This is a genomic window from Leptospira ainlahdjerensis, from assembly GCF_016919175.1.
Lineage (GTDB): Bacteria > Spirochaetota > Leptospiria > Leptospirales > Leptospiraceae > Leptospira > Leptospira ainlahdjerensis.
The window spans coordinates 67,661-88,439 of sequence record NZ_JAFFPU010000074.1 but is presented as its reverse complement, the minus strand read 5'-3'; the positions used below and the strand labels follow the sequence as shown (position 1 = coordinate 88,439).

General features: G+C 40.4%; 22 protein-coding genes and 3 tRNA genes. 9 read left to right on the top strand and 16 right to left on the bottom strand.

The annotated features are described in order from the left end of the window. Nucleotides 1-179: 179 nt before the first annotated feature. Nucleotides 180-3,380, top strand: a complete 3,201-nt coding sequence (locus JWG45_RS18495; RefSeq protein ID WP_205281097.1) for a SpoIIE family protein phosphatase — start codon at nucleotides 180-182, stop codon at nucleotides 3,378-3,380. A gap of 103 nt (nucleotides 3,381-3,483) precedes the next feature. Here the strand turns inward: JWG45_RS18495 and JWG45_RS18490 are convergent, their stop codons facing one another. From JWG45_RS18490 to JWG45_RS18480, 3 genes are all read right to left on the bottom strand, one after another. After that, nucleotides 3,484-3,954 carry a DUF2147 domain-containing protein gene (locus JWG45_RS18490; protein ID WP_205281096.1) on the bottom strand — a complete coding sequence of 157 codons (471 nt, stop codon included), beginning with the start codon at nucleotides 3,952-3,954 and terminating at the stop codon, nucleotides 3,484-3,486. Between the two features lie 77 nt (nucleotides 3,955-4,031). After that, complete coding sequence (gene dcd / locus JWG45_RS18485; RefSeq protein WP_205281095.1) at nucleotides 4,032-4,553, bottom strand: dCTP deaminase; 522 nt, start codon at nucleotides 4,551-4,553, stop codon at nucleotides 4,032-4,034. Further along, complete coding sequence (locus tag JWG45_RS18480; protein WP_205281094.1) at nucleotides 4,554-5,336, bottom strand: enoyl-CoA hydratase/isomerase family protein; 783 nt, start codon at nucleotides 5,334-5,336, stop codon at nucleotides 4,554-4,556. A gap of 97 nt (nucleotides 5,337-5,433) precedes the next feature. Here JWG45_RS18480 and JWG45_RS18475 point away from each other — a divergent pair, with 97 nt between their 5' ends. Together JWG45_RS18475 and JWG45_RS18470 are read left to right on the top strand one after the other, a co-directional pair. After that, a complete protein-coding gene (locus JWG45_RS18475) occupies nucleotides 5,434-6,159 on the top strand; it encodes an LIC10067 family putative lipoprotein (RefSeq protein ID WP_205281093.1) in 726 nt (241 codons plus the stop codon). 53 nt (nucleotides 6,160-6,212) lie between these two features. Continuing rightward, nucleotides 6,213-6,422, top strand: coding sequence for a hypothetical protein (locus JWG45_RS18470; protein WP_003004233.1), 210 nt, complete (start codon nucleotides 6,213-6,215; stop codon nucleotides 6,420-6,422). Between the two features lie 86 nt (nucleotides 6,423-6,508). Here JWG45_RS18470 and JWG45_RS18465 read toward each other — a convergent pair whose 3' ends face one another. The 3 genes from JWG45_RS18465 to JWG45_RS18455 form a co-directional block, all read right to left on the bottom strand. Beyond that, the gene (locus tag JWG45_RS18465) at nucleotides 6,509-6,877 is read right to left on the bottom strand and encodes a VOC family protein (protein ID WP_205281092.1); all 369 of its coding nucleotides are present in this window, start codon (nucleotides 6,875-6,877) and stop codon (nucleotides 6,509-6,511) included. Nucleotides 6,878-6,992: 115 nt separating this feature from the next. Beyond that, nucleotides 6,993-8,078: a hypothetical protein gene (locus JWG45_RS18460; RefSeq protein ID WP_205281091.1), complete on the bottom strand. Its 1,086-nt coding sequence runs from the start codon at nucleotides 8,076-8,078 to the stop codon at nucleotides 6,993-6,995. After that, on the bottom strand, nucleotides 8,075-9,715 hold the full coding sequence (locus JWG45_RS18455) for an NAD(P)-binding protein (RefSeq protein WP_205281090.1): 1,641 nt from the start codon (nucleotides 9,713-9,715) through the stop codon (nucleotides 8,075-8,077). Before JWG45_RS18455 ends, JWG45_RS18460 begins: the two co-directional genes overlap by 4 nt. Nucleotides 9,716-9,809: 94 nt before the next feature. Here JWG45_RS18455 and JWG45_RS18450 point away from each other — a divergent pair, with 94 nt between their 5' ends. Then, a complete protein-coding gene (locus tag JWG45_RS18450; protein WP_205281116.1) occupies nucleotides 9,810-10,559 on the top strand; it encodes an HAD family hydrolase in 750 nt (249 codons plus the stop codon). Here the strand turns inward: JWG45_RS18450 and JWG45_RS18445 are convergent. Beyond that, nucleotides 10,548-11,399 (bottom strand): class I SAM-dependent methyltransferase, encoded by an 852-nt coding sequence (locus tag JWG45_RS18445; protein ID WP_205281089.1) that lies wholly within the window; start codon nucleotides 11,397-11,399, stop codon nucleotides 10,548-10,550. The genes JWG45_RS18450 and JWG45_RS18445 overlap by 12 nt on opposite strands. Nucleotides 11,400-11,548: 149 nt before the next feature. On the opposite strand from JWG45_RS18445, the gene dapF reads away from it, so the two are divergent. Further along, entirely contained in the window at nucleotides 11,549-12,394 is an 846-nt protein-coding gene (dapF, locus tag JWG45_RS18440) for a diaminopimelate epimerase (RefSeq protein WP_205281115.1), read from the top strand. A 28-nt stretch (nucleotides 12,395-12,422) separates the two neighbouring features. On the opposite strand, the gene JWG45_RS18435 is transcribed toward dapF, so the two are convergent. Together JWG45_RS18435 and JWG45_RS18430 are read right to left on the bottom strand one after the other, a co-directional pair. Then, a complete protein-coding gene (locus tag JWG45_RS18435; RefSeq protein ID WP_205281088.1) occupies nucleotides 12,423-13,127 on the bottom strand; it encodes a lysophospholipid acyltransferase family protein in 705 nt (234 codons plus the stop codon). 39 nt (nucleotides 13,128-13,166) lie between these two features. Then, a complete protein-coding gene (locus JWG45_RS18430) occupies nucleotides 13,167-13,457 on the bottom strand; it encodes a hypothetical protein (RefSeq protein ID WP_205281087.1) in 291 nt (96 codons plus the stop codon). A gap of 607 nt (nucleotides 13,458-14,064) precedes the next feature. Here JWG45_RS18430 and JWG45_RS18425 point away from each other — a divergent pair. After that, a complete protein-coding gene (locus JWG45_RS18425) occupies nucleotides 14,065-14,412 on the top strand; it encodes a slr1659 superfamily regulator (RefSeq protein WP_205281086.1) in 348 nt (115 codons plus the stop codon). Between the two features lie 4 nt (nucleotides 14,413-14,416). Here the strand turns inward: JWG45_RS18425 and JWG45_RS18420 are convergent, their stop codons facing one another. Next, nucleotides 14,417-14,998, bottom strand: a complete 582-nt coding sequence (locus tag JWG45_RS18420; protein ID WP_205281085.1) for a slr1658 superfamily regulator — start codon at nucleotides 14,996-14,998, stop codon at nucleotides 14,417-14,419. A 111-nt stretch (nucleotides 14,999-15,109) separates the two neighbouring features. Continuing rightward, nucleotides 15,110-15,652, bottom strand: a complete 543-nt coding sequence (locus JWG45_RS18415) for a WbuC family cupin fold metalloprotein (protein ID WP_205281084.1) — start codon at nucleotides 15,650-15,652, stop codon at nucleotides 15,110-15,112. A gap of 692 nt (nucleotides 15,653-16,344) precedes the next feature. On the opposite strand from JWG45_RS18415, the gene JWG45_RS18410 reads away from it, so the two are divergent. Beyond that, nucleotides 16,345-17,124 (top strand): hypothetical protein, encoded by a 780-nt coding sequence (locus JWG45_RS18410; protein WP_205281083.1) that lies wholly within the window; start codon nucleotides 16,345-16,347, stop codon nucleotides 17,122-17,124. Nucleotides 17,125-17,327: 203 nt separating this feature from the next. On the opposite strand, the gene JWG45_RS18405 is transcribed toward JWG45_RS18410, so the two are convergent. The 5 genes from JWG45_RS18405 to JWG45_RS18385 form a co-directional block, all read right to left on the bottom strand. Then, a tRNA-Arg gene (locus JWG45_RS18405) sits at nucleotides 17,328-17,404 on the bottom strand. 7 nt (nucleotides 17,405-17,411) lie between these two features. Further along, the gene (locus tag JWG45_RS18400; RefSeq protein ID WP_205281082.1) at nucleotides 17,412-17,822 is read right to left on the bottom strand and encodes a hypothetical protein; all 411 of its coding nucleotides are present in this window, start codon (nucleotides 17,820-17,822) and stop codon (nucleotides 17,412-17,414) included. Continuing rightward, a complete protein-coding gene (locus JWG45_RS18395) occupies nucleotides 17,776-18,222 on the bottom strand; it encodes a hypothetical protein (protein ID WP_205281081.1) in 447 nt (148 codons plus the stop codon). The genes JWG45_RS18400 and JWG45_RS18395 overlap by 47 nt, the downstream gene beginning before the upstream one ends. 45 nt (nucleotides 18,223-18,267) lie before the next feature. Next, nucleotides 18,268-18,354 (bottom strand) — tRNA-Ser (locus JWG45_RS18390). Between the two features lie 11 nt (nucleotides 18,355-18,365). Beyond that, nucleotides 18,366-18,449: transfer RNA gene (locus JWG45_RS18385), tRNA-Ser, on the bottom strand. 103 nt (nucleotides 18,450-18,552) lie between these two features. On the opposite strand from JWG45_RS18385, the gene JWG45_RS18380 reads away from it, so the two are divergent. Together JWG45_RS18380 and JWG45_RS18375 are read left to right on the top strand one after the other, a co-directional pair. Continuing rightward, nucleotides 18,553-19,830 (top strand): class I SAM-dependent RNA methyltransferase, encoded by a 1,278-nt coding sequence (locus tag JWG45_RS18380; RefSeq protein ID WP_205281080.1) that lies wholly within the window; start codon nucleotides 18,553-18,555, stop codon nucleotides 19,828-19,830. 91 nt (nucleotides 19,831-19,921) lie between these two features. Next, entirely contained in the window at nucleotides 19,922-20,524 is a 603-nt protein-coding gene (locus JWG45_RS18375; protein WP_205281079.1) for a hypothetical protein, read from the top strand. Nucleotides 20,525-20,779: the final 255 nt, after the last annotated feature.

Below are 20,779 nucleotides of genomic sequence, written 5' to 3'. Positions count from 1 at the left end.
GCTTGTTTCGGAAAAACGCGCGTTCTCAAATAAAACTTCCTTCTGGGTTCCAATTCATTCCCGTTTTATCATTGAAAAGAACCTTCCTATCTTTAGAGTAACGTCTGTTTGGAAAAAAATATAAATCCGAATAGAACAACCGTTAGAGATTTTTTCTAAAAGAAAGGTTAATAGAAATTATGGGTGAAACCGAAACCATCTGGAACAACGTCCTTCTCAATTATTATTCATTCGGAAGTTTACTTTCCTTTTTGACTTCCATGTTAATTTCGGGAGTTTTTCTTTTTATCGATCAAAAGGTATCGAGTACAAAACACCTGGCTTTTGGCGCTTTTTTACTTGGAATATTCCAATTCGGTTATGTGTTTGCGGCCGTGCTCTATCATCCCTTGGCAGCTTATCATCGATGGATCACTGCGGGTTTGATATTGCCTGCGATTCTTCATATCGGTCAGTTTGTTGCAAGATATCCGGAGAACGATAATCCCAAGTTCAATCTGATCACTACGATCGTACTCTGGACGGTGGCCGTAGTTTCCGTCGGTTACTTTTGTTTTTCCACATGGAACGCTCCGGTAAAATACCACTTCACCGCACATCACTGGGACTTCAATGCGGAGAATGTAAGTAGAACGGTTGCGATTATCATTTTTACTTACGTCTTTATTAACTTTATCGCGATCCCTATTTGGAGAATTATCGTTCTCAAAGGAAAGTCGCGTTGGATTATTTTCGGATTCATGTTGTCCTTTCTTGTGGGTGGAACGGTTCCCGTGATCGCAAACCTCTTGAGCAGAGACGGTTATATCGAAAGGTCGATATATCTCACTTCGATCGTTCTCCTTTTTATGGTGGCTTTCTTTATCATTCTTATCTTATATTTGAATTTCTCCGTTGAAAAAACTTCTTTTATGCTCAAGATCGTAGGAATCACTTTCGTCACGGTTTTGATCATAATGCAAGCCCTCGTTTATATCTCGAATCAGGATAAAGAATCGGAATACGACACTTTGAGTCAGATTCACATGGAGCGAGCTTTGGAAGGTGGCGCCATCGAAGAAGGAATCTCTTATATGATCAAATGGGATCAGAATGAGAACTCCTTCGATAAGAAGAAATACGATTCTTCTATCCACCCTGACGAAGAACAACTTAGCATCGATTTTAAAAACACGCTCTTATACGAAAGAATTTTCAATCTCAAGGAAGAAAACTTTCGGGATTCTTTAATTAAACTCGTTGAAAATTCACATGAGAATTTCGGCGGGTATCGATACTCTATCGTAAACTTTCTAAAAGATCATCCGGACTTGGACGGAGCTCCTCTCAAAGCAGCTCTTAATAAAGAATTATCGAGATTGGGACTCTATGTGTTTGTCGCCTCTAACAAACTTGATAATATTTTTCCGGAAGATTTTTGCGCTAAGGGTAGAACTTATCTCGATGGAGCCAAAGAGGTAAAGATGTTTCGAATTTCTTTGGAGTATCGTTGGAATTTTTGTAAATGGGACGGTAAATCCGTGAGTCCCGCCAAACTTAAGGAGGAGGTTCTCAATTACTTTCGCCCTTTTGTTCCTTCTCTTACGAGATACTATCGTAAAAAAGACGTCGGCGATTCCAGCAATCATTACATCGGTTTTATAAAGTATGATTCCGAGACCGATAAGGTCAGCGAAGTCGGATTCTCTTATAGGGCTTATCGCGAATTTATGCATCCTACCGCGCTGAAACAAATTATAGTCTTAGGAGTGGTGATTGTAGTTATCATTCTGCTTTTCCCTCTCTTTTTTAGAGGCAGTCTTGTTTCCCCTCTTAACGATTTGTTGAGTGGAGTGGAAAAGGTAAACGAAGGAAGTTTTGAAGTCCAGGTTCCGATTCGGGTAAAGGATGAGATCGGATTCTTAGCCGATTCGTTTAATAATATGGTGACCTCGATTCGAGACGCTCGTAAAGAACTTGAAGACTATGCGGAACATCTTGCTCTCAAGGTCCGAGAAAGAACCGAAGAGCTTTCCGAAAAGATCGATGAATTCCAAAGACTTAAAATTCAACAGGATGGAGATTATTTTCTAACTTCTCTTCTTGCAAAACCGCTGAATTACAACGCTAGTAAGTCGACTAAAATTTCGACATACTTTCTGCTAAGACAAAAGAAACAGTTTGAATTTAAGGGAAAACGCGCCGACCTGGGCGGAGACATTTGTGTTACTGGAAATTTACGTTTAGGTGTTCCTGACAATTTCAAACGTTATATTTTCGCCATGAACGGCGACGCGATGGGTAAATCAATGCAGGGAGCCGGAGGTTCTCTTGTTATGGGTGTCGTGATCAACTCGATTCTTGCGCGTTCGGCGGCTAACAATCGGATCTTGGATGTTTCACCGGAACAATGGCTTACCGAAACTTATGAAGAAGTTAACGCCGTATTCAAATCGTTTAACGGAAGTATGGTGATCTCCGCGACCGTTTTTTTAATAGAGGAAGAATCGGGTAAGGCATTTTATTTCAATGCAGAACATCCTTTTACAGTACTATATCGCGATGCAAGGGCGACTTTTCTAGATACTACTTTAAACCTGCGTAAGATCGGATTGGAATCCGAATATCCATTTAAAGTTTTTACAACAAGCCTGAGAGAAGGAGATGTTTTGATTCTCGGATCGGACGGAAAAGACGATTTGGATCTTACCCCTGAAAAAGATACTCGATCTATCAACGAGGATGAAACCCTCTTTTTGAAAACGGTGGAGGCGGGAAAAGGTGATATAGACCAAATCGAACATTTGATCTATAAGAATGGGGAAATCACGGACGACCTTTCTTTGTTGAGAATTGAATACGGAATTCGAACCGAAGAAGAACCTCATAGTTTTTCTGAAGATTCCGATAAGATGGGAATGACCTCCGCGATAGATGATGTGCCGGATTGGAGCATATCGTATTCACATGCGCGGCAATTGTATAAAGACGGGAACACAAAAGAAGCGATCGACGAGCTGATGGACCTTTATTCGAAAACGCCCGAGGATTCAAAGGTGATCAAACTCTTAGGGCTCTTAAGTTTTAAAGACAAGGATTACGTTAAAGCCGTCGAAATTTTAGGGAAATATTTGGAGTTGGATCCGGAGTTGAGCGAGTACTGGTATTATCTTTCCGTGGCGAATAAAAAGTTAGGACGATTTTCCGAAGCGATCACTGCTTCCGAAAGGGTGGCATCCAAACAGCCCGACAACGCAAATAATCTGGTCAATCTTTCCGATTTGTATCGTTTACAACACAAATACGGAGAAGCAAAGGAATTTGCCGATAAGGCTTTGGAGCTGGATCCGCAAAATGAGAGTGCAAAGAAAATTTTAAAGAAGATTGAAAATCACGCCTGAAGAAAAGTGAGGAATTAGAAAATCTCTCCTTTTGATCGGAGAGATTGAATTGCAAAAAGGATCTTGAAAACGGCTTCTAAGGTTTAGAAACCGTTTTTTGTTTTTACTTCACTCTTGTCCAAGTAGATTCTTTACCGATCATCATAAATCCGACTTTATAGCCGCCTTTGAGATCTAACGTATCGGCATTTCTTAAAGTAAGTCTCCCATCGTAAGTTTTACCACCTTTTGGATCGTAAACTCTTCCACCGGACCAAACTTGTTCTCCTTCATAGGAGAATCCGGTAAGGAAAACCAGACCGAGAGTCGGGCGAGAACGAAGACTTTCATCTTTGTTGTGAATATCTAACTTTGGAGTTCCAGGAGTTCCTTCGGTGCTTCCCGCAGGATAAAGGGGCTCTTTTAGCCAAACGATTTTTCCGCAAATTTTTGCTCCGCATTTTTGCAAGTCTACTTGAGCGTCTTTTTCTTTGTTCCACCATTTTCCAAGGATTGCATCTTCTTCACCCGCAAATACAGGCGCAGAAAGAAATGCAAAGGCTAGAAAAATTGCGATCGATTTAAATCTGGTCATTCCATTCTCCAAAAAAGTGTTTTGAGGTCAAAATTCTGGAGTGATAACGGATAAAGTCAACAAAAAAGAGGGGGTTTCTATTTCTCGAAATCTTTATATAACATCGAAGGTTGAATTCCTTGGTTGGCCTGATATTTGCCCGATGAATATTCCGTTATCTGTCCTTCGACGGTATGATAGAAAATCTGACAAACTTCTACGCCCGGATAAACGATTAAAGGTTGGATCACTGAAATTTCAAGGGTCCAAAATCCTTTAAAGCCCACGTCTCCGAATCCTGCGGTAACGTGAACTAACATTCCCAGTCGACCGATGGAGGAACGACCCTCGAGCATCGGAACTAAGTTATGTGTCTCGGTAAATTCCAAGGTTCTTCCTAAATACAAAATTCCCGGTTTTAAAAGAAGACCCGTTTCGGGGATGATAATCTTCTCAGCCGGGTTCGGCTTTTTCATGTCCAGAGGGAGTTCGGTATAAACCAAAAGTTCCTCGTGAAGTCTGAGATTGTAAGAATTTGGATTGAGAAGTTTTTCAGAATAAGGAGTGATAACGATGTCTTTGCCGATTCGTTTTTGAATTTCTTGTCCTGTGAGAATCATTTATTTTCCTTTAAAAATCGGTTTTCGTTTTTCTTGAAACGCTTTCAGCGCTTCCACCCGATCTTCTGTCTTTAAGGTCTCGTTATAGTATTTACTTTCGGTTTTGAGAGCCGCTTGTATATCTTGACCATAACCTTCCGTAATTGCTTTCTTTGCAAGCTGAAGAGCGATGGGAGCAGAATGCGAAGCGATCTCCTCGGCTAACATTCTTGCGGCTGGAAGAGAAGAGTCATGCCAGATCGAATTTGCGAGTCCATAATTCAAAGCCGTTTCTGCATCGATCGTCTTTCCAGTAAAAATCATTTCTTTCGCTTTTGCGATTCCGATTCTTTGAGGAAGTCGTTGTGTTCCTCCTCCCCCGGGAATAATGCCCAATCGAGTTTCAGTCAATCCGATCCGAATATCATTTTTAAGTAGAATGAAATCGCAACACAATGCAAGCTCGAGGCCTCCTCCGAACGCATCGCCGTCCAAAGCGGCTAAGGTTGGATAAGGAAAGTTTTCAAGTTCGAGAAAGCAATTTTTTAATCCTTCTAAGAATTCGGTCACCTCTTTCGGAGACATACTAACCCTTTCCTTTAAGTCGGCTCCGGCGCAAAACGAAGGTCCAACTGCTCCTAAGACAAGAGATCGAATCGATGGATTCTCCTTTGCCTTTAAAATCGAGCTGTGAAGAGCCGATAAAAGTTCTTTGCTGATTGCGTTTCGTTTTTCCGGTCGATTGAGAAGCAGGACCGCAGTTTCATTTTCGATAGAGTAGATTACAGTGGAGGACTCGCTCATTTCAGTCACCATTTTTCGGGCAGAATAATTCTTGCCGAAACCTTTTTGTTCCGATAAACTAGGTGCCCGTCGTAAAATTTTCAAGCCAAGTAAGGTTATGCTACATAAATCGACAAAATTTTTTCTAATTACTTTCTTCTTTTTGCTCCTTCAATGTAAGGAAAGCAGCTCGAATGCCAATTTATTCGCGGATCTTGGAATAGGAAGTCCGGTGATCACCACAATCGATCCTCCTGCCGGTTCTCCGCCCCAGACTACGGATGTCTCGTATACCGGGACTCAGATTACAATTACCGGGAGAAATTTTACTCCAAATTCTACGGATACAATTGTGAAGTTTAACGACTTAGTCGCGACGATCTTTTCCATTACTACAACCGAAATTATCACGACGGTTCCTACAGGCACAAAAGCCGGTTTTTTGACGGTTTCTAAGGCGGATGGGGTCTGTGATACCGTATTTGGAACGGACGGTTACAACTGCTCTTCGCGACGATTTTATGTGGATTGTTACAAGGCCTATGACAATATTTATGGGGATGAGACCGCAGTGAACTATCCGGATTCTTCCACCGTTAAATTTACTGCGGATTTTGGAACAAAGGCGTTCCGTTCTAATTTGAGAGAAACGGGAGGTACCATCCTGGTTCTGGAATGTGATAACCTGGTAGCTGTGAAGTATTTTTCGACAAGCTGTGTGGCGACGGATAATGGAACTCTTGCTGCTCCGGTTTACAATCCGACGATCAATTTCACCGATAATTATGCAGTTCAATACTTTATCACCTCCGCAAAAGGAAGTTGCAAAATCAGCTTTCAATAAAAAATGTTTGGTTTTTTTTCGGGATCTGTTACAGTTCAGATAGGAGTTGTATCATGAAGGTAGTTTCCTCAGTTCAGCTTGGGCTTCCAGAAAAAGGGGTCAAAGATACAAGAAAAATCCCGAAAGAAGAAGGGATGGTTCGCGTCGAGCCGTATGAAAATAAGCAGGCTAACGTTTCAGATAAAAGAGCCTTTGCGGTTGAAGCAGGTCAAAACGGGGATTTCTACAAAGTTAAGGGTACTTTCATCGACAAGGTAGGCTGAATCAGGGGGAAATGGTTCTGTTCCTTAGAGAATAAAAAAGCCTCTCAAAGAGAGGCTTTTTTGTGTACAAAATTCTTTTCGAAGAATTAATCTTTATAACTGATTTCTAAAACATTTCCGGATGGATCGAGGAAATGCAGAAATTCTCCAGTACTGTTTGTTTCCGGGCCGCGAACGATGGAAATTTTATTCTCTTCTAATTCTGCTATGGCTTCGGTAAAATCATCCACATCCAAAATAAAACTGAGAACCGGGATTTTACTGTCTCCGAGAGAGTTTTTAAATCCGGAAATTTTCTGAAGTTTAATATTGATCGAATCGAGTCCCATGACAACGTATTCTCCCGATTTCTCATCTACCGATTCAAAATCGAATATATCAGAATAAAACTTCGCAGAGGCTTCCGGATTCTCCGCAGGTATTAAGAAATAGTCGATTCCTTCAACGATAATCATGGATCAATTCCTGTTTAAACTTTTTCGTCATTATGGAAGGAAAACCTGGATTGTCTATTTAAAAACGAAAACCAGATCTGAATGTGATAGAAATTCAAGGGAAAGCAAGTTTCACCTATTTTTCAGCGATTCTAAAAAAATGAAAAAGCCGCAAATTCGGTTTTCCTATCTTCCAAAGAAATGCGTCGAGGATATAATGGGTAAATTGCGGTAAAAAGAGGGCGGATACCAAAAGAGCGGTTGCAAATTCTGGGAGTTCAACGGAATAAAAACTCTCGTTTCGAAAGACTTGAAAGTGATCTTTCCAGATAAAACTGTCCCAAGTCCATTCTTCTATAAAAGAGAATAAGAATAAAACTCCTAAAAAACAAATTAGAATCCAGATCCAGGATTTGGATCTAAAAACCCCCACTTTCATTTCATTCGGATTTTGGACCACATAGTAAAAAAGTAAGAAGATATAAGGGACGCCGTGGTTGACGACGTTTGTAATCGTGAATGAAAAATCCGAATTAAAATATACGATTCCAAAAAACCAAACCGCCCAAGTGTTGATTGTGAGAAGAATTTTTCCCAAAGGAAGGGAACGATATTTGAAAAAATAAAAAACGTGAGTTAATAAATATACACAAAACCAAATCTGTTCCAACCATAGTAAACCAATCGCTACATTTGGGATTGGATAGACCCAAAAGTCTCCGTCCATAAACCAAGAGAATTCCCTCTTTTGATCCGTAAGATGCCAATAGAGAATCGGAATTACTGCCATTAAATAGATCGTAATCTTATCCAGAAGAAAGGGAATCTGAATGGAATCGCTCTTCTTTCGATATAGCGCTAAGAATCCAAATTGTTGACGAATGAAATGGAATACCGCGACGTAAGCCATGATTCTCCAAAACCAAATCAAGCCGAAAGAATAGAGAAAAACCGAAAATAGAAAACAGACTATCGGAGCCGTTATGAGAAGAGTTTTTTTTTCTCTCCATTCTTCTTCATTGAAATAAGATCGGAAAAGCGTGGAATAAACGTGCGCTACGTCAATCAAGAGGACCGCACAAAACCAAGTCCAAGGACCGATTTCAGAAGGAAGAATATTCCATTCTCTTAATATGAATAGAAGCGATACGGAGAGAATTCCGGGCAAAATGATAAACGACAAATCCAGTTTTGGATTGAAAATCCAGCCTTTTGACTTCATATCTTTTCTTCACCGAGAATTTTCATCGCAGCGTTGTTTCCTCGAATCAATGCCTCTTCAAAGATAGAAATTCCGCTTAAATCGGAATGAGCAAAATGAAGATGTGGATAAGAAATCGCAAGACGTTCGCGCTTTCCTCCCCAAATCAAACCGGGTGTGGGCCGGATCATCGCGTGTGCATAGGTCATGATGTCGATGTTCTGGATTCTTCTTTCAATATCGGGATGTGCCTTTTTGAGATCGAATAAAATCGCATTCTTCCAATCCGACCAAGAGGTCGTCATCATCTTCTTGCGTACGGAAACGGTATCCTTATCACCGAACGCCTGATAGTAGGTAAGAACGGATTCTTCTCTTCCAGCCCGCAGATCCTGATGTGTGGAAACGATATAACCAAGAGACGGACTTTGGTAGATTACGTTATCCCAACACGGGGGAATTCCTTTTCCTGTCGGGACTTGATCCACGGAGAGATTGGCGACCAACCAAGGAGAATAGGTAAGTCCTTCCGCGACGCCGTTTTTTTCTCCGAGAACATATTTGCGCGTGAAGGAGGGAAGCGCATAGACGATCGAATCGCAAGGAATGATTTTTTGTTCTTTCGTTTCGACCGAATAGATTTGAACTTCAAAACGCGAATTTTTGGAATTTGAATTTGTCACCTTTTCGACAAGGGTTCCTGTTCGAATTTTAGGAAGAATCGGAGTTCTGAGCTTCTCGACTAAAAACCCGTTTCCCTGTGGCCAAGTAAGAAGAGTGAGATCTTCGCCGTTTTCATCCACGGGACGAGAACAAAAATAATGAAGTCCAATCCAAGCAGAAACGGTATCCATTGAACCTCCAAAATCGTCTCGAACGGAATAATCCAAAAACCATAAAAGCTCCTTGGTTCGAAATCCTTGCTCCTTAATATATTCAAAAAAATTAATTTTATCTAATTTGAGAATTTCCGGATCTCTGGATGAAAGGTCGATCGGAATCGTGAAAGCTTTTCTTCCGTCGCGTCCTTTTTTAATTCTCCAAGTCTGAATCCACCGCTTGAATTTCTCTTCTTCTAAACCTGCGGGCGATCGTGTGTTTCCTCCAGGATATAAGCCTTCGTTCCACCTTCCTTGATAGTAGATTCTTTCTTCCGGATCAAAACAGAGAAAGCGTTCGTTGTAAACGGGTTTGCCTCGATTGTCCTTGCCGACGATGACTTGATTTTCTTCTAAGAATTTTCGAACAAGAACTGCTTCTTCTCCAACCTGAGGAAGGTAGTGCGCTCCCCACGGATAGGCGCCGATTGAATTTTTCCCGGATCTAGAATTTCCTCCGGCGTTGTTTTCCAATTCTAAAATTTGAAAGTCAGAAAAACCGGATTTGTGAAGATAATAACCCGAACTCAAGCCGGCGACGCCGCTACCGAGGATCAGGACTTTTACTTTTTCAGAAACGTTTCGATTTATATTGGAACTGAGTGTTGATTTTGAATTTTCTCGAATTCTATGTCCTATCTCTCGATTTGGACCGACGATCCTACCTGAAATTCTATGTCTGAATTTTAAAAAAGAAAATCCGCCGATCACTGCGGAAATACAAAGTCCAAAAATTGCAAGAAACGATCTTCGCGAAATAAAATCTTGTTTTTCAGTCATGTTCGATTGGAAGATTAAAGGGAATCTAAAATCGCGCAAGGAAAAATGAAGGAAAAGAATTGCCTTTGCAATCGGAAAGATTCTTTTGCAAGGAATGGCTCTTTTTTTAGATTTTGATAATACGCTCTTAGATTCCGTCGCTATTTACGAATTCTCGATACAAGAACTTGCAAAAAGAGCAAAGGACTACGGCCTGACCTCTACGAAAGAATTTTCTCAACTCTATGACGCCGCTCGTAAAGAAGTTAAGATTGAACTTCGGGATTCACCATCCAATCGTCTTCGTTTGATCTATTTTAAAAAGATGTGCCTTGAGAAATGGGGGACACTGAAACCAAAGTGGATTCTAAAATTGGAAAAAGATTATTTCCTTTTTTTTCAAACCGGAATTCAAACTTTCAAACAGAAATACGAGAAAGAATATAAGGAAACATTTTCCCTCTTGGAACAAATCTCTCAAAAACAAAAGATTCTTTTTTGTACAAACGAGAACTTAAGAACGCAGTTGATCAAGATGAACGTATTATTTCCTAAAAAAATGAAATATTCGATTTTGAGTTCGGAAGAGGTTGGAAAGGAAAAACCTTCGGAAAAATTTTTTACAAAGGCGAGAGAAGTTGTAAAAGGCGAAAGCCCCGTTTCTATGATCGGAGATTCTTTAAAAGACGACGTAGAAGGCGCGCTTCGTTATGGAATTCCGGCCATTCATCTAAAATCAATATTTTCTAAAAAGCAAACCAACTTAGAAGAAAGAAGAATCGTTCTCGCAGACGTTCCCAAAAAGAACGAATATTCTTATTTGGAAACGAACGATATCCGCGTAGCTCTGAAGTTATTTCTTTAAGATTGCAAATAACGTGTTATTGAGGTTCAAAGTTTTAAAACTGATAAGCCAGAATATCTTGGTAGCATAATAATAGGTTTTTTTAAAAAGGGTTCCGAGGTTTCCGCCTTGGCTTCCGGAAACCGATGCGATCGGTTTCAAAATCGTAAACTTGCAATCTTTGAAACCGGTTTGCCGGGAAAGCATCTTCATCGTTTTCTCGGTATAATCGTTGATATGATCCTTTGCTTCCAAGTAATGTCCGTCGGGTTTCATTCCTTTCAGAATTACTTTCAAACGAGCCTTAAACAACTGAACCGGAAAGTTCGGAGTTTGTAAAAAAAGAATTCCACCCGGTTTTAAAAGTGAATGCAAATATTCTAATAGACTGTGCGGTTTTGGAATATGCTCGATAACGTCCCAAAGAGTAATGATGTCCAGGGATTCTTTTGCGATTCCCGAGTTTTGAACGATTCCCGGAAAAACGTTTTTGAGTCCGTTTTTTTCTCTCGCGAATTGAACCGCTTTTTCTGAAATCTCGTATCCGATTGCTTCCCAACCCGGTTTTTGCACGCCGATTCGTTTAACAAAAAATCCGAGTCCACAACCGACGTCTAAAATTTTTCCGGACGGAGCTTTTAAGAATGCATCGATAAAGTCCTGATAAATTTCTCTGTGAGCATTGTCCCACCATCCCAAATCGTAAGAAGAATCATCATCCCAGTAGCCTTCGTAGTGTTCTTCCTGTTCGTACGTAGAGAACACGTGTCCGCAGTTGGAGCAACGGACGATATCAATTCCGTTCTCGACGAAGACGGTAGAATTTTGAGTGCTTGCGCAAAGATAGCAGGTTTGATTCAAAGAAGCCCCCAGGCGAATGGCCGGATTTTCAATGTCTCCGGTCGAAGCCGGAAAAGCCAGAAAAAAGTAGCCGGCTTTTTCTTGTTTTTGAATTTCCCCCGAAGGTGTCTAAAAAAAAGATAGAATTCAGTTTATCACCAGGAGTTTCCGTGGCCGCGCTTAAATTCACAAAAATGGAAGGAATCGGTAACGATTACGTTTATATCGATGCTACTCAAACGGATGTTCGCCTGACACCGGAACAAATTCAGAAATTATCTGATCGTAACTTTGGGATCGGAAGCGACGGTGTCATCTTTATCCGAAATTCTAAACAAGGCGATTTTATGATGGATATGTACAACTCGGACGGAAGTTCTTCCGAGATGTGCGGCAATGGAATCCGTTGTGTTGCGAAGTACATTTACGATCACGGTCTAACGAATTCTAAAAATCCAAAAATTGAAACCGGCGCCGGCGTTTTGGAAGTGGATTTAAAAATCGGATCCGGTAACAAAGTGGATCTGGTAAGCGTGGATATGGGTAAACCGATCCTGATTCCTTCAAAAATTCCGGTTCTTTGGAAGAATGAAGAAACTATTATCGATCAGACATTGGAAATCGCGGGAAAGAATTTAGAATTCACTGCGGTTAGCATGGGCAATCCACATTGTGTGATTTTTGTCGATGATTCCGATCAATTTCCGGTAAGAGAAATCGGTCCGTTGATCGAACACCATTCTATATTTCCAAAAAGGGTGAATGTCGAATTCGTTACCGTTCGTGGAAAAGATCATCTCTATCAAAGAACCTGGGAAAGAGGCGCGGGCGAAACCTTGGCTTGCGGAACGGGCGCTTGTTCCGTGATGGTCGCGGGAAACTTGACGGGAAGATCCGGAAAAGACGTAAGAATCGACCTGAGAGGCGGAACGCTTCGGATTCAATGGCAGGAGTCGGGTCACGTCTTGATGACAGGTCCTGCTCGTGAAATTTTTTCAGGAGAAGTAGAAGTTTAGAATATTCTAATCTAAGAAGACGACCGTTTTAAGCTACGTCCGCTTTTTGAAGAGTTTCCATTCTGAGGCGGACTTCTGACGAAAGCTTTTTGAGATTATCCTCCAGCTTCCCCTCCAAATACGGTCTGTGATCGATTTTAGGTCCGTAAAGAACTTTGACTTTTTTGTAAATTGATCTTCTCTTAATATCACAGACTTCTTTCGGCATTCCCATAAAAGAACGAACAAGAGATGGTATTGGAATGTCGGAATAACTTTCTTCGATGGGTACGATAACGGAAGGAAGGATATCGACTTTATTTCGGATCGAAAATGCCGCGAAACCGTCGTGAAATTTCACCATAGGTCCGGAGAAGTCATTCTTAACCATGTAGTCATGACCTTCGGGAAAAATTCCGAGAACGCCGTCTCTTTTAAAAACTTGTTGCACCATCTTGATACTCGCCATCGAAATTTTTCCGTCGATCGCCATCGGGATTCCTCCGGCGAGTTTTGCTAAATCTTTGAAGATGGGAATTCGAAACGTATAATCCGCCGCGATCCAGGAAATATAACGTGGAAATGTATAGGAAAGAATGAACGGGTCCATGTCCGATCGATGATTGCTCACAAGGATTATCTTTCCTTCTTGGACAATATTCTCCGTTCCATAAGCGTTGATGTTAACGGCGAAACCCAAGAAAGGAGCCACAAACTGCTTCAGTCTTAAATATGTCTGCGCTTCCTTTTCCATCGTCTTCTCCCTCGTTCTTATACAATGAGGGAAGTCATTTTATTCCCCCGTAAAAATAGACCACCATTTCTTTTTTTCCTCCGGAGAATTTGCATTTCTCGGATCGGAAGAGGTTTCTTGTCCGTAAGAGCGATCACCGCCTAACTCATGAGAACGCATCGAATCTCTTCTCTTTCTGGCATTCTGAGGTACGGAACGTCTTAACTCTTCCAACTCCTTTTGAGCGGAAGCGCTGGACTTGATATAATTTCTTATATCGGCCCATTCGGGATCGTGTTCGTTCCCGTAGACTGCAAAATTCATAAGATCAATCGAATCAAACTCAGGCATAAAGAGCTTCTTTCCAGGCGTATTTTTATATTATAATAGATCGGGAAATTTCCCGCAATCTCATATAGTCTCCTTAGGGGAAGGAATGTGGCAACAGTTTTCATAAAGATACTTCTAAAAAATGTGGTAAGAATTAGCCGAAAACTTTTAGATCGTCTCTTTTTCGGCTCTGAGCTCATAGGTTCTGAAAAATTCCAACCGCTTGGAGGGTTTCCCTAAAAAAAGCAGAGGAATTTGCCTTCGTGGTTTTGTTTTTTCAAGAGAGTTTCTGAAGATCCACGTTATCGAAACCGAAAGTACTATCAATGGGGAAGAAAGAGAGCGATTCGGAAAAACGACATAATCAAAAAAAAGGGGAAGTCGTGCAAGACCAAAGACGAAATGAAGCACAAAGAGGAATTATCGTTCCATTTCCGAAAAAGAGACTATGGAACGCTGAAAAAATCCGGAAACTTTGCGAAAAAATTTTTTTCTGATAAAGAGCAAAGTAAGTTTTGATTCGGCTAAGTCCTTTTTTTTTAAATGAAAGAAATGCCTTCCGACTTTTTACAAAGTTAGGATATCATCTTTTGGAAAGGATCAAGTTCCTTTAGGCAAGTTATACAAAATGGAAATGTCAAAAGAAGATTATTCCGTTGAGACGGAAAAAAATCGTGGAAGAATCAAGATATCTGGAACGTTGCGCTTGCTCAATGTGGAGGAATATGAACCGATCATTACGCTCATCGAAACGACCCTCGAAGGCGCAGGCCGAGGTAAGGCAATCATCGATATAAAAAATTTGGATTTTTTGAACAGCGCGGGAATTGCGAGTATTTCAAGATTTGTCGCCGGATACGATAAAAAGAACATCAACAACGTTGAAATCCGAGGAAACAAGGATCGTTACTGGCAGATCAAATTTTTGGAGAATCTAAAAAAGCTGCGTTCCGAAATCAAAACGAGTTTGGAATAGAAATTTAAGAACGGAGAGCATTCTTTTTGGTTCTTTCGACCTCATTCAGATCTAAATAAGCCCTCACCGTGATTTCATAAATTCCGAAAGAAACTTCGTTGATTAAAAATCCTAATCGAACTGGAAAATCCTTCGACAAAAGCAAAAGTCCGATTCCCGAATTCACTTCTTTTGAGGAAGATTCTTTCAATTTGTTCAAATAAATTTCATCGGAGTTTCGGTTGAGCAGAACGGAGATCGAATTCTCAAGTTTATTCTTAGAGATTTCATCCATTGAATTCTTAATTTCAATTTTTAGAATTTCGGAATAGTATTTCAGTTCTAAAAGAATTTCTCCCTTTCGATCTTTGGAAAATTTTGCAGCATTCTCTATGAGTTCGTTTAATACAATGGAGATTGTATTTGAGGAATCCGGATCCAACTTTTCAGGAAAGGAACAAAAATTGGAAATATAGTCTGCGGTTAAGGAACAACGTTTCCACTGAACCCGGAGATCCATCGGCCGCAGCTTGAGGGAAAACTCGCTTTCCGACGGAAGAGAATCCGGTATAAGATTATAATGTCCGTATTTGACTGGATAGCTCATAACGTTTGTTTATACGTTGAAAATCACCGGATTTCAATTTTCAAAAGTGAAACCCTGATTTCGGGATAGGAAAGTAAAAAAATCGATTTTTAACTAAAAAAATAAAAGGTGCTAAAAAAGATCTCTCAATTGTTCCAAATATTTTTCCTTTCCGGATTCGTTTTCAGCAGGAGCCCAGGATGCAAAGTCCTTATCCGTATTTGGGTTGTAAGGACCGGATTTTCCTTCAAAACAAATCGCGTTCTCCGAAAGACAAACAAGCGTATGATACACTCCTGGAGCGACATCTATGCCGTACGTCGGGCCGTCCGCGCTGAGCCGATGAGTTTCCAGAACGGAACCGTCATCGTTAAAAAGAACAAAACCAAGGCTTCCTTTTAGAACGAGAAAAGTTTCCGGTTTAGGCGGAGATTTATGCCTGTGAGCTTGAACGTAGGTGTTTTTTGTTAGAACGTTGAGAAATCTTTGGTAGACTTCGGAAAGTTCGTGAAAGTTGTGATTTGCTCTTCCGCGAAGAGAGGTGTCGGCTTTTTCCAACACCTCTTGAAAGAGAGAGTCTGTGATTAATTGTTTAGGCGGTTTGGAGGAGATCGAGTCTTGATTCACAGTACTCAATAAGATACGATTTGCACGCAGTGCAAGTATTTCCTGCATTTACTCTTTCCACAATTTCTCGATAATCAATGCCTTCCGATTTTGCGGTTTCAACGATCGTTTCGAAAGCAACTTGAGCGCAGTGACATTTTTCCATCTGGTTCCAACTCTCTATTTGGGATTCTTATACAATGTAAATGAGACTCAGTCTTAGTGTCAATTAGTACAATCCATTTTCTGCGTTTTTTTGGCAGATTGGGATCGGCGATTTCGGTAGGGAAGCTGGACCTCGAGAATTCTTTTATTTTGGAATTTCAGTTAGAATCCCAGTTCGTTCGTGTTCGGAAAGGATCAAAGACGGAGGGATTGAATCTATATCGAAATTCTTTTTGGATTCACGTTTTCTTTTTCGAAACGGAGATAGGCATATTTCTTTGGATCGCATCTTTTCTAGATAGACATTTCTTTACGACGGTATGCTCGTTCTCGCGTCGATAGTTCTCTGGTGAATTTTTTCATTCACGAACGAACGGGCCGATGTTAAAATAGGATACGTTTTGTTCATTTCCTTATCTCAAAAGATTGAGAATCCGATCGATCTCATTTGTATGTTCGGTTGAAAATAAAATTCTGACTTTTTTCAAACTTACTGTCTGAAATATTTTTGTTTTAGAATATTCTAAAATAGAGAATTACCAAATAGCTCGGTCTTCGATTTGGAATTCTAAACCTTAGGAGATTCTTTTAAAAAAATGACAAATAAATCTTTAGTTTGTATACTTATGACATACGTCTTTACGATCCACTGTTCTTCCGCATCGGATGTCGTATTAAAAATGCCCGGAGTTCAACCGGCACAGGCAACTCTGAATTCTCAGCCGCTCAATGAGAAGATCGGAAAAAAAATGGTTTTTGATGCTAAAAGCAAAGACGGGGCTCCCGGAGTTTACAGTGAAAGTGACGCAGAATCCTTCAATCGTTCTCTTCAGAAGACAATTGCCGAAAATCAGTTGTTTTTGCTTCCGGTTAAAGATGAGAAAGGAAACGTTCAGCCGGGAGTTTATCATACTCTGGATCTTATTATCCTAAATCATCTTTTAGCGTATGATGACGATACCTGCGCCGGCGTTACGGAAATCACTTATTCTCTCAGTGATCCGAATAAAAAGAATCTGTTCACAGATCGTTTTAGCGTTTATGCAAACGGCTCAAACTTGGGAAACGTTAAAAATAACCTCCATAAGGGAATTATTTTTAGAGTCTTAAAGGATTCTATCGCTACCCTCAATAAGACCCCGCTTTCAAAAGAGGCAAATTTCGAAGAGGCAGTTTACTTCCCGGACGTGAATGAATCGATCAAAAGGTTACCCTCGACCGTAAATAAAACCGAGTGTGCACAATGGAATCAAACTCAGAACGGAATGGTCTGTGTACGGAATAATAACTTTACGGAAACCAATATTGATTGGAAAAAATTCGTAGTTACCACTTTCCCGAATTTACCAGCTTGGGCGAATAAGAAGAAAAAATAATTTTCTAAATCGCAACTGAACTCTATTCTTCAGAGCCGGAAGAATAGAGTTCCTTCCTTCGCTAACAAAGCGATTCGGGATCATTCTAGAATCGATTCTATGTTTGTCACGGTTTCCGAAAGATAAAATCTAGAATTCGTTTTCAAAAATCGATTCGGTCGGAATCGACCGAATTCTTTTCTACTGATTGACTGGGGAAAAAGTGGTGCGCCCAGAAGGAGTCGAACCTCCGACCTTCTGATCCGTAGTCAGACGCTCTATCCAGCTGAGCTATGGGCGCGTGTCGTTTAATGAATATAAGATTCCAATCGAGAAAGGTGTTCCTCAGGAATCCTGAGTGCAATGTTTTTTCCACTTGTGTAATTGTATAGCAGTAATCCGGAGATTCCGAGATAAATCAAAATCCCAGAGAGATGTACCAGATGCCCGAGCCAAGGACCGACAATGGGAATCCAAGACACGGGAACGCTGATCAAAAGGAAGAAAAGGAAGTAGAGAAAATTGACAAAGGAAAGTCCTGAATACTTTCGAACCGTTTGATTTTCCCAATAGAAAGTAAATCCCACCAGCCAGGTTCCGAAAAAAGGCAAGGAGACTAAATACACGAGAAACCTTTCGGACCTGAGAAATCGATTGGTCGTCTCGGGAAGATTACGGAGAACCGGTTCGTATTTTTTTAAATATTCTTTGAATTTCATTCTCTAACTCCGGAAAAAAAGGCAGGACGAATTTTTTTTCCTGGTACGCTTTGAAAGCGCCGAGCGCACTATAACCTAAAAAAGCGATCCAGGAAACATAACTGATAAAATCGGTAACGATCGGATTCACTCGAATCAAAGATAAAAGCCAGCTTATGACCGGAAATTCTCTTAAGAACCAAACGAAAGAATAAATCGCGATGAAGGCGATATTCAATTTCATCGCTTGAACGATGTGGAAAGATGCAAAATCTTGTGCTTTCCGAAATACCCAGACGAAAAGCCAACCGAAGAATGGAACGTAAGAAAGTCCGGCGATGGAACCGGGAAATTCTTCGCTCTTTAAAATTCTCAGAGTTTCCTGAATAAATTCCTGGGTTTTAAACCGCTCAGAGGACATAGAGGCGAGGATTCCGGTTAATGGGTAGAATGAAAACAAAAATACCGGAGACGCAGGGATTCGAACCCTGGGTACAGTTACCCGTACGACAGTTTAGCAAACTGCTCCTTTCGGCCACTCAGGCACGTCTCCAAAGGATGTCGCGGAGAAGGTAGGATTCGAACCCACGGTGGGATTACCACGACGGTTTTCAAGACCGCTGCTTTAGACCACTCAGCCACTTCTCCCGACGAGAATTACTTTACCGTGAGAAAACCCCCCTGTGTCAAGGTGAATTGTTCTTTGCGCTCTCGGTTCTTTGTTTTTCCTGGAGGGAGGTGTTAGAGTAGGATGAAAACCGAATCTGAGGGGCAGAATGGGAGTCCCAAAAAAGGGGATGAGAAAAGATCCTCCGAAAAAATCTTACTCGAGCCGAGGGCTTGGGTCAACCTTGGTTACTCAATTGCTAATTCAAAAGAAGGAACCTTCTTTTTAAAAAATGCAATTCCAGGTGAAGCCGTCAGCGCGTTTCCGCTTAAAAAGTCCGGTTCCCTTTTTTGGGGAGTCGCCTCCGAAATTATCAAATATTCTCCTGAGAGAATTGTTTCGGATTGTTCCTCTTTTCCAAAATGCGGTGGTTGTTCGTATCGACACATTTCTTACGAGAAAGAATTGGAAGTAAAAAAATTTCTTCTCCAGGAAACCTTAGAACGTTCTTTTTTAAAAAATCATATTCAAATTCCTGAAATTGAAATCTTGAGTAGAGACCCAATCGGCTACAGAAACACCGCACAGATTCAGTTGGGCTTTGCGGGTTCTAAAAGAATCGCGGGTTTTTACGAAGAATTTTCACATTCCATCGTGCCTCTTCCCAGCTACGGTTGTAAAAATCTTCCGAACGAAATGAATCTTGCCTTTTTAGAATTCTTTCAAAAAGAAAAAACCGGTTCAGCTCCGATTTCAAAAGCAAAAACTCTTTCGTATCGTCTGGACGGCGAAAGAGTCGTTCCTTATAAACAAGAAACCGTGGTTTTTCGCGAGACTATAAGAATCCCGAAACCGAAAGAGATCGTTTGGGAAATTCCACGCGGCGGTTTCTCACAAATCAATCGTTTCCTCGTTCCTCTCTGGTTGGAAAAAATATATGAACTTGTTCCGGAAGGTCAGGATTCTATATTAGAATTATATTGTGGATCCGGATTGATTTCGATCGCTCTTCATGATAAAAGCAAGAATTGGATCGGATATGAACTTTCCAACGATTCCGTAAAACAAGCTAAGAAAAATCTTTCGACAAACGGTTTATCTGCTCGTGATTTCAAATCATTAAATTTAGAAACGGAATCGATTCCGATGGAAGATCTGAATTCTACTTTTTGGATTGCGAATCCACCAAGGGCCGGATTGTCTAAAAAGGTTGTTCAGTCCTTTCAAAAGAATAAACCGAGCGGATTTTTATATTCGAGTTGTAACCACACAACTTTAGCAAGGGACTTAGCCGAATTATGCGGAGATTCGTATTGGATTACAAACGTAGTTCTCTTGGATTTTTTTCCAAGAACCAAACACTTCGAAGTTATCGCTAAAATAGAAAAAAGAAACACCTCTTCCTCCTTTTCCAAAAATTAAAGTAAGAACAATCGAAAATTTATTGATTAAGCTAAGTATAAGATAAAGTATCTCTTTGAATTTATAAAACAAAAAGTTCTTAGGAGATATTATGCTGACGAAACTTATTTTTCGCCGTGTTTTGGTGATCTCGATTGCCCTAACTCTCGGTTTTTTTATCTTTACCCCTGTTTCTGCAGATAGCGCGTGTCAGGGTCTTTCTGCTTCTTCTTGCAAGTCAAACGATGATTGTACTTGGGTAAGCGGTTACACGAGACAAGACGGGGTTTCCGTTGATGATTATTGCAGAGCGAAACCCGGAAAAGGAAGCGATGATGGAGATCGTAAACCGGTTAAAAAAAGCAAAGATAAAGACGACGATGAAGATTCTTCCGTAAAAGAAAAGAAATCTAAGAAGAAAAAGGACAAAGGCGATGACGCGGGCGACGAAGACGAAAAGTCAAAACGTAAAAAGAAAAAGGATAAGGATAAGGACGAAGAGGAGTCTGATAAAGACGATGATTCTAAAAAATCCAAAAAGAAAAAGAAAGATAAAGAAGACGACGGTGATGAAGTAAAGAAAGAGAAGAAGTCCAAGAAAAAAGAAAAGGACGATGACGATAAAGAGGAAAAGAAATCTAAGAAAAAGAAAGATAAAGACGACGACAAGTCCGATAAAAAATCCAAAAAGAAGAAGAAAAAAGATAAGGACTGATCTTTTGATCGTTTCTCATTTTTCAAATCTCAAAACCGGAGAACAACTCTCCGGTTTTTTCTTAAACTTTCATCAAAAAATTTCTCTTTTTGACTTACTGAAATTGCGAAGGTAGAAAAGTTTTGGAAATTTAGAATTGTTATCTTTCCTCATCTTTCTACTTTAGAAATTTCTAATGCAATTTCTCTCCGTTTCTTTTTTCTTCTCATCCGAGGTTTTCTCTGGGTTTCACCTTTTGTTCGAATGAAAGTGGAT